This is a genomic window from Skermanella sp. (assembly GCF_059503625.1).
Map to the genome: position 1 here is coordinate 1,733 of NZ_JCACHA010000223.1, position 1,525 is coordinate 3,257.

The window sequence follows — 1,525 nt, forward strand, 5'->3', positions numbered from 1 at the left end:
GGACGGCACCTCGACCATGATGCCGACATCGATCTCCGGCGCATCCAGTTCTACGCGGATCTCCTCGACCAGCCGACGTGCCCGGCGGAACTCGTGGACCGACGTGATCATCGGGAACATGATCTTGATCTCGCCGTGCGAAGCCGCCCGCAGGATCGCCCTGAGCTGGCTGCGGAACAGATCCGGCATCGCGAAGGAAAGCCGGATGCCGCGCTGGCCGAGGAACGGGTTGTCCTCGTGTGCCATGGAGATGTAGGGCAGGGGTTTGTCGCCGCCGGCATCCAGCGTGCGGACGATCAACGGCAGCCCGCCGAGAGCTTCCGCCATGGACTTGTAGGCTTCGAACTGCTCGTCCTCGCCGGGAGGATCGGTCCGGTCCTGGAACAGGAACTCGGTGCGCAACAGGCCGACCGCTTCGCCGCCGGCTTCCACCGTACGGCCAGCTTCCGGAACCGCGCCGATATTGGCCGCCACCTCGACCCTGTGGCCATCGACGGTGATGGCGGGACGGTAGGCTGCCTCCACCACGGCTGCCCGGCGGGAGCCGGCGATGCCCTGGGCCTGCCGCGCCGCTTCCAGCCGTTCGGGGTTCGGATCGGGCAGGACCGTGCCGGCCGAGCCGTCGAGCACCGCCATCATGCCCGATGCCAGTTCCAGCACCCCCCGGCCGCATCCGACCACCGCCGGGATGTCGAGTGAGCGGGCAAGGATCGCGGTGTGGGAGTTCGGGCCGCCGAGCGCCGTGCAGATGCCCTTGACCAGATCCGGGTTGAGGGACGCCGTATCCGACGGGCTGAGGTCTTCGGCCGCCAGGATTATCTGGTGGTCGGGCAAGGGGCCCATTCCCTCGTTGGTGCGGACCAGCAGGCGCATGACCCGCGCCCCGACATCGCGCAGGTCGTCCGCCCGCGCTGCCAGGAGGGGGTCGTTCAGGGCCGCCAACTCGCCGGCCCTTTCCTCCACCGCCGCGCGCCATGCGAAAGCGGCGCTTTCCTCGCTATGGTCGATCCGGAACCGGGCGGCTTCGATCAGGTCGGGATCTTCCAGGAATTCACGATGGGCCAGGAAGATGCGGGCCTCCGCTTCTCCGGCGCGCTGGTTGATCGTCCGGTGAAGCTCCTCCAACTCGGCGCCGGCCCGGTCGATGGCATGGTCCAGGTCGGAGCGCTCCGCTTTAGGATCGACCGCATGCTGTTCGACGGCGGCCTGGGCTTCTTTCCGCAACTGGTGAATTGGCGCTATGGCGATGCCCGGCGCCGCGGCGATGCCCCGGATCAGTCCGGGTTCATCCGGTGCCTCGACAGCCTCCGGTGCGGCCGGAGCGGTCCGGCCGGGCAAGGCGGAAACCTCGGCGACGGTGCCGGATTCGGGCGCTTCCTCGCCTAGTCCTTCTGCGACAGCGCTCTGGAGAGACTCGAGCGCCTTGGCCGCATCGGGACCGTCGGCGGTGATGGTGATGACCCCGCCGCGCTCCACGCCCAGCCGGAGCATCGACACCATGCTCTTGCCGTTTGCCGTCTTGCCG

General features: G+C 68.7%; 1 protein-coding gene. It reads right to left on the reverse strand.

All coding sequences use genetic code 11. From position 1 onward, the window contains the following. On the reverse strand, positions 1–1,525 hold a 1,525-nt coding region (gene ptsP / locus AC5JJ6_RS05530), incomplete at both ends, for a phosphoenolpyruvate--protein phosphotransferase (RefSeq protein ID WP_496041083.1).